Source organism: uncultured Brachyspira sp. (assembly GCF_910578695.1).
Lineage (GTDB): Bacteria > Spirochaetota > Brachyspiria > Brachyspirales > Brachyspiraceae > Brachyspira.
This window is the reverse complement of the sequence record NZ_CAJTQJ010000063.1, coordinates 1-7,800: the sequence shown is the minus strand read 5'-3', so window position 1 is coordinate 7,800 and position 7,800 is coordinate 1. Positions and strand designations below refer to the sequence as shown.

Annotated in this window: 7 protein-coding genes; 6 read left to right on the top strand and 1 reads right to left on the bottom strand. The window is 24.5% G+C overall.

The features are described 5' to 3' along the window. Positions 1-111 precede the first annotated feature (111 nt). The 6 genes from QZ288_RS11445 to QZ288_RS11420 all read left to right on the top strand — a co-directional run bounded on the left by QZ288_RS11445 (position 112) and on the right by QZ288_RS11420 (position 6,548). Entirely contained in the window at positions 112-1,248 is a 1,137-nt protein-coding gene (locus QZ288_RS11445; RefSeq protein WP_295158982.1) for a polysaccharide pyruvyl transferase family protein, read from the top strand. Continuing rightward, a complete protein-coding gene (locus QZ288_RS11440) occupies positions 1,245-2,204 on the top strand; it encodes a hypothetical protein (protein WP_295158980.1) in 960 nt (319 codons plus the stop codon). Before QZ288_RS11445 ends, QZ288_RS11440 begins: the two co-directional genes overlap by 4 nt. Before the next feature lie 13 nt (positions 2,205-2,217). Continuing rightward, the gene (locus tag QZ288_RS11435; protein WP_295158978.1) at positions 2,218-3,060 is read left to right on the top strand and encodes a hypothetical protein; all 843 of its coding nucleotides are present in this window, start codon (positions 2,218-2,220) and stop codon (positions 3,058-3,060) included. Continuing rightward, positions 3,050-4,375: a radical SAM protein gene (locus tag QZ288_RS11430; protein ID WP_295158976.1), complete on the top strand. Its 1,326-nt coding sequence runs from the start codon at positions 3,050-3,052 to the stop codon at positions 4,373-4,375. The genes QZ288_RS11435 and QZ288_RS11430 overlap by 11 nt, the downstream gene beginning before the upstream one ends. Before the next feature lie 245 nt (positions 4,376-4,620). Continuing rightward, positions 4,621-4,989, top strand: a complete 369-nt coding sequence (locus tag QZ288_RS11425) for a hypothetical protein (protein ID WP_295158975.1) — start codon at positions 4,621-4,623, stop codon at positions 4,987-4,989. 215 nt (positions 4,990-5,204) lie between these two features. Further along, positions 5,205-6,548, top strand: coding sequence for a transglycosylase SLT domain-containing protein (locus tag QZ288_RS11420; RefSeq protein ID WP_295158973.1), 1,344 nt, complete (start codon positions 5,205-5,207; stop codon positions 6,546-6,548). A gap of 3 nt (positions 6,549-6,551) precedes the next feature. Here the strand turns inward: QZ288_RS11420 and QZ288_RS11415 are convergent, their stop codons facing one another. Continuing rightward, the gene (locus tag QZ288_RS11415; RefSeq protein ID WP_295158971.1) at positions 6,552-7,640 is read right to left on the bottom strand and encodes a glycosyltransferase family 10; all 1,089 of its coding nucleotides are present in this window, start codon (positions 7,638-7,640) and stop codon (positions 6,552-6,554) included. Positions 7,641-7,800: the final 160 nt, after the last annotated feature.

Sequence of the window (7,800 nt, the reverse complement as noted above, 5' to 3'; positions counted from 1 at the left end):
ATTACATATATCTTTATAATAATACAAAATATAATAAATTACAACCTATGCTGCAGTTTTATATTGCAGTATAGGTTTTTTGTTTAAATTCTAATAAGTTCTGAGGAATATATGGATATTAAGACAATAGATGATATAGCATGGTTTATACCATTTAAAAAACTTAGAAATGCTGTTAGAAATGTATTATATACTTTAAATAAAATAGAAGATAATGCTAAAATAGATAGTATGTATTATAATATATTATCTGATATGATTTTGTATAGAGATAGAAAAAAAGTGTTTTACCTTCAAACCCCAGAACATAGAAATATCGGCGATCATGCTATAGTACATTCTTCTAAAATATTAATTAAGAAATTTTTTGCAGATTCTGTTATTTTAGAATACACTTATAATAACTTATTAAATATTGGCAATTTAATACAAAAATTTATAAATGATAATGATATTATATTTTTGCCGGGCGGCGGAAATATGGGAAATCTCTATTTGAATGAAGAATCTTTGAGAAGAGAAATATTAAAGAAATATTCTAATAACAAAATAATTATATTTCCAGTATCAATAACTTTTACAGATGATGACGATGGCAGAAAAGAATTAGAATTATCCAAAGAGATATATAGTTCATGCAGAAATTTAAGCATTATGGTTAGAGATGAAAATAGCTATAATTTTGCTTTAAAAAATTTTAATAAAAATAATATACTGCTTGTTCCAGATATAGCATTATATATGACTAATAAATTTCAATTTTCGTCAAAAATAAGAGATGGTATTATATTGATTTTAAGAAAGGATAAAGAAAAAATATTAGATGACAATATTATCGATATTATAATTAAAAATATAGAGCAGAAAAAAGAAAGATATTTAAAATATGATACATATTTAGATTATGATATAAATATAGATGAGAGAGAGTGGCATATAAATTGTACTTTAGATTTAATATCATCTTATAAACTTTGTATAACAGACAGATTTCATGGAATGATATTTTCATATATTACAAAGACGCCTTGCATAATTTTTGATTCATTAGACTCTAAAATAGAATATGGTGTAAAATGGTTTAAAGATATAGATTGGATTCATAGAGTTTCTGCATTTGATATGAATGAAATTAATTTACTTATAGATAAATATTTATATTTTTCTGATAATAAAAAAATTATAAATTATGATGAAATTATTGAAAGAGAGTTTATGAATATTCAAAATTTTGGAGAAGATAAATGAGTAATATAATACATTTTTCAGTAGATGATTGTATAGAAATGTTTAGAGATATAACAGTTAATAATTATAATTCTTTATTTGATAGTAAATATTTTTCATTTTTCAAATATCTGCATGATAGATATAAAGCATGTATAAGTTTGTATGTATTTATTGAGTATAAAGGTTTTAATATATCTAATACAAGTGTTAAATATAAAAAAGAGTTTTCAGAAAACTCTAATTGGCTGAAAATCGGATTTCATGGGTATAATGAAAATAGCAGATATAATTCAAATAAAAATACAGCTGATAAAGATTATAAATTATTTTTAAAATATGTGTATAGGTTTACAGGCAGCAATGATATTATAGATAATATACCAAGACTTCATTGTTTTTCAGGAAATGCTCTTAATATAACCAAAATGAAAAAATTAAATAACGGTATAATCGGAGTTTTAACTGCTGATGATGATAGAGATAATTACTATTTAAAAAATAATGAAAATATATTTCTTAATAAGCACTTAGAATACAAAGATATAAAGAATAATATTTTATTTATTAAAACTACATTAAGAATTGAAAATATTTCTGATATAGATATTGCTGTAAAAACAATAGATTTAAATAATAATATAATAATGTTTACACATGAAATTTTTTTGGATAATGATAATATTAAAAACAATATTACTAAAATATATGATTATGCTTTAGAAAATAGTTATAGTCCTAGTTTTATTCAATTTGAAAATAAACTTTTGTATGAAAATTTTCCAATTATAAAAAGATATATAGAATGTCATATACCTGTTACTACTTGTAATTTAAGATGTGAATATTGTTATATTACACAGACTAATAGATGGTCAGATGCTTTACCCAATTTTAAATATTCTCCTCAATATGTTAGAAAAGCTTTATCTAAGGAAAGAATGGGGGGGGGTATGTTTATTAAATATGTGTGCTGACGGAGAAACTTTGATGCATGAATATGTTATAGAGCTGATTAAAGAGGTATTAGAAGAAGGACATTATGTATTTGTTGTAACTAATGGAACTGTAAATAAAAGATTCGATGAAATTTTACAAAAAATAGATAAATCATTATTATACAGATTAGTATTTAAGTTTTCATTTCATTATAAAGAATTATTAAGAGTAAATAAAATAAAAGATTATTTTTCTAATGTGAAAAAAATGAAAGATGCAGGATGTTCATTTACAGTTGAATTGACGCCGTATGATGAAATAATAAAAGATATAGAAAATATAAAAAACATAGTAAGAGAGAATGTCGGTAATATTTGCCATGTTACTATAGCTAGATCAGATGATAAATATGGTATACCTATATTAACTAATTTATCTAGAGATGAGTATAAAAAGACTTGGGAAGTTTTCGATTCAAATTTATTTAATTTTAAAATAGGTATTTTTGGTAAAAAAATAGATGAATATTGTTATGCTGGTGTTTATTCATTATTTGTAAATATAGGTACGGGAGAAACAAGACAATGTTATGCTTCTAATTATCATCAAAATATATTTGAAGATATTAATAAGCCAATATCTTTTAAACCTATAGGTGAAAAATGTTTATTGCCGCATTGTTTTAATGCTCATGCTTTTATAACGCTTGGAGATGTACCTAAAATAGATGCTCCGTTTTATGCTGATGTTAGAAATAGAGTATGTGCTGACGGCAGTGAATGGTTAAATCCTTATATAAAAGAAATTTTTTCTCATAAATTAAATGAATCACATAGTATATCAATATTTAACAATATGTATTTTTTAAAAAAAAGGAAGAATAATGCAAAATAATATTATATTTCATGGAAACGATAACTTATATGATTTGATAGTTCATTGGTTTCCAACTAGCTATTGTAATTACAGCTGTTCTTATTGTATATCTCATAGCCCGCATGTAGGTAAGGAAATGCAGTTTGCAGATATATCTGTATTAAAAAATGTTGTAGATAAAATTTTTAATATTAATAAAGAGAGATATGTATTTCTTTTTTCAGGAGGAGAACCTACTATATATCCGCAATTTAAAGAGTTGATTAAGTATATATTAAAAAATAAAAATTCATTTGCGTATTTATTTTCTAATACGCATAAAAATGAAAATTATTTTCAAGATTTGTTTATAATGGATAATTTTTATTTGAATTTTTCTATACATTTGGAATATGCTAATATAGATCATGTTAAAAATATTATAAAATATGCTAATAATTTTAATAAATATATTATGGTATCATTAATGGTAAATCCTGATTTAAAAGAAAAGTGTATATTATTTTTCAATGAATTATTGGAATATAGGAAACAATATTTTTTCGGATTAGATTTAGGACTTATTTATGATAATAATAATGATATAGGTTTAGACAGCAGATACAATCAAGAAGATATAGATTGGTTTTATAAAGCTAGTGAAAAATTTTATATTGAAGAAAATAATAATGCATATAATGGATATATTCCTGATTTCTTTCAAGATTATAATACTAAATATATATTTACAAATTATGAAGCAAAATATATTCCTCATAGGCAATCTGTTGTAGAAAAAATGAAAAACTTTAAAGATTTCTACTGTTTATCTGGGGTAAATTCTATATCTATTGATTCAAATGGAAATTATAAAGGGCAGGAATGTTCAATATCTAATGTAGTTGGTAATATACATAGAGAAGAAATAGATTTTTTTGAATTAATTAAACCTATAAAATGTAATTTAGATATATGTGATTGCAGAATTAATAATTATATTCCAAAATATAGATATAAAAACGATGCTTATAATAAACTTGATTTTTATATAGAAAACATAATTCCAACAAGATATTTATATAATATAATTTTAAATTTGAAAGGTAAAATTTTATCTAATGAAAAAATATTTTTTAATCTTATCGATTTTATGGCTTGGTTTATTCCAGTTAGAAAATGGAGAGACAATTTTAGAAATAAATTTAAAATAGAGACCAGACCAGACCAGACCAGACCAGACCTAATTATCATATATGCAGCGATTACATATATCTTTATAATAATACAAAATATAATAAATTACAACCTATGCTGCAATACAAAACTGCAGCATAGATTTTTTATTTTTGACTAAAAAATTAAAATTTAAGTAAATGATTCAGATGACGCTTTAGTTGTAGACTAATGTTAGATTTCGTCATCAAGCACCAAATATATGGCTGCGCCAAAGGGTGCAGCAGCGGAAATAATATAAAGTTTGTCGCCAGCAATAGTAAATAATTTTTATTTTTTAATTGACTAAGTTTAAAAATTATATAAAATTGAATAATAAATTTTAAGTGGAAAGAAAATCTTAATATAGATTCTGTAATTACTCAAATGGATAATGCTTTGCTTGGACAAACTTTATTAGAGAAAAAATTTATGATAGGAAGACTTTATTGGTCTGCTGATTATTCTGATCCTATGTCTATGATGAGTTTATTTACAAGCTATAATACTCAAAATAACGGCGGATACAGTAATCAAATATATGATGAGCTTATATCTCAAGCTATGTCCACAGACGATAATAAAATAAGAATGAAGGCTATGCATGAAGCTGAGAGAATACTTATAGAAGAGGATATGGGAGCTATACCTATTTATTTTTTCACAGAACCTTTACTTGTAAGTCCTAATTTAAAAAATGTTGTATATAATCCATTGGGTTTTCATAAATTCTTCTATGCATATTTAGAAAATTAATTATTATTGTATTTATTATAAGGCAGTGTGTATATTTAGTATTTCATACTGCCTATTTTATTAAACTTATTTTTATTAATATCCGATTTTAAATACTAAAATAACTTGAAAATCTTTTGATAATAATGTTTAATATATAAATTAATTATTGAGGCGGTTTTTTCATTATCAAAAAAATAAAAAAAATTATATTGATTATTTTTCTTATAATAATAATGCTTTTTATCAATTCCTGCGATACTTTTGATTTGTATGTAAGAAAAGCTTTGGAAGGTGCTAATCTCTATGAATTAAGCGTATTTGGAGAATCGCTAGGCAGGGATATAAAAGTTGTTGAGCTTAGAGGATTTGATGTAAATAATTTTAGAAATGACAGAGTTTCTTATTATATAAACAGATATCAAGGAAATTGGAAGCCTTATATGCAGAAAATTATAGATAGGGCTCAAATATATCTTCCTTATATAAAAGAAGTTTTTAAAGAAAAAGGAGTTCCTGAAGATTTAGTCTATTTACCTATAATAGAAAGCGATTTTAATCCTCAGGCTGTTTCTCATGCGGGTGCTGCAGGACTTTGGCAGTTTATGCCTATGACGGGTGCTATATATAATCTTAAAGTTAATTATTGGTCTGATGACAGATTTGACCCTGAACGTTCTACAAAAGCTGCTGCTGATCATTTGATAAGACTTGATAAAAATTTTAAATCTTGGGTAATAGCTTTGATTGCATATAATGCAGGAGGAGGAAGGATATCAAGAGCCATAAGAGAAGTAAAAAGCAATGATTTTGAAGATTTATTAAAAGCAGGCGTACTTCCTAAAGAAACAGAGGAATATATACCTAAATATGTTGCTGCTGTTATAATAGCAAAAAATCCTGAAAGATTTGGGTTTAAAGTAAATAAGCCTAAAGTAGTATTTCCTCAGGGTGATTTAGTTTATGTTGATGATGCAGCTGATTTATCTGTTATAGCTAAAATGATAAATGCTGATAATGAAGATTTGAAAGCTTTGAATCCTCATTTAGCAAGAGGAGTAACGCCTCCTGGTATGGTTAGATATCCTTTAAGAGTTCCTGAAGGTATGGGAAATAAATTTAATGATACTTTTGCTAAAATACCAGCATCAGAAAGAGTTACTTTCAGAAGACATGAAGTAAAAATGAATGAAACACTTTCTCATCTTTCTAAATTTTATTCTGTTCCTATAAATGCTATAGTAGAAATAAATAAATTAAAATCAAGAAGCCTTAATATAGGACAGCAAATAATGATTCCTATACAAGGACTTGATAATGCAAAGCAGGTAGATTTAGTACAGTATGAAGAAGAACAGCAGAGAATAAGAGAGGGAAGATTTGTATACTTTGAATCTTTGCCGCCTCCTGATTATGAATATAAAGATATAATGTATCATGTAAGAGCGGGGGATACTCTTTGGATTATTGCAAGAAGATTTAATATTGATATAGCTGAAATAAAAGCTTGGAATAAATTAAACAGCAATGTACTTTCTATAGGAACTGAAATATTTTTGAGAATACCTATAAATAAATAAATATTATTTAAGTTTTTCATTGATAAGCATTTCTAATCTGCTTAATATTTTTACTCTTCTCTCCCAAAGATAATCAACCATAGAATCATATATTTTTTGTTTGTTTTGAAAAGCGTCAAATAATTTATCATCTTTATGAAGTTTCTCTATTTCTTTTATAAGTTCTGTATTATCTTCATCTTTTTTGAAAAATAGTAATGCATCTTTATTAATTAAATCAAGCTCTATATTCTCATCGCCATTGTATATAGGTATGCATCCTGCCTTAAAAGCGTCAAAAAGTTTCTCTGTTATATATCCTTCGCTAATAGTGTTTTCAGGACATATATTAAATTTAAAATCTTTTAAATATTCTATTTTGTTATTATTAAAATTTAGTTTTAATGTATCGTCATTATGAAATAATCTGCTGGGACAATTTATATAATCTATTTTTATTATTTGATTATACATTTGAGTTCTTATATTAGTGGCATCATGGCTTGCAACTAATGAAGCAAATTTATTTTTTTTAGATTTAGAATTATTAATATTATCTATAACTTTTTTAATATCATCTTTAGTATAATTTTTATTATCTAATAAACAATTAAAATGATAAAATATATAAATAGGAAACCTAATATAATTTTTATATTTGTTTTCATCTATTCTATCAAAACCAAGCGATAAATCTGCATCATTGATACAATTATCAGAATATTGAGCCCAGCTTTTATCTATAGCATTTTTTGAAGTACATTCTCCTGTATAAAATATTTTAATTTTAGCCTTAGATTTTTCTAAAAAATATCTTTTTCCTATAGGAGCAAAAAATTCTATATCAGGATTGCAGCTGATTTCTAAATCATTAATATAATTATTTTTTATTAAATTATAAAAATAATTATTGCTGAACTCCATTTCATTTACAGCCCAGTCATTTCTTACAAAAAAAGTTATTTTATTTTTTATGCTGTCTTTATAATGATTATAATTTATTTTGTATCCTAAATCTTTAAAATAAATGGAATTTATTCTTATGCTGTTTCTCAATTTTTTAATTGGAATAAGCCATACTAAATATTCAATCAAATTTTTTTTCAAAAACATATAAACTCAAGCCTTGAAAATTGAATTTATATTTTTGAAAGAAACGAATCTAGCCCATAAATTAAATTTATGAGCTTTAGTAAAAATGTTTTGGCTGTTATGTTATGTTGTGTTGTGTTGTGTTGTGTTGTGTTGTGTTGTGTTGTGTTGTGTTGTGTTG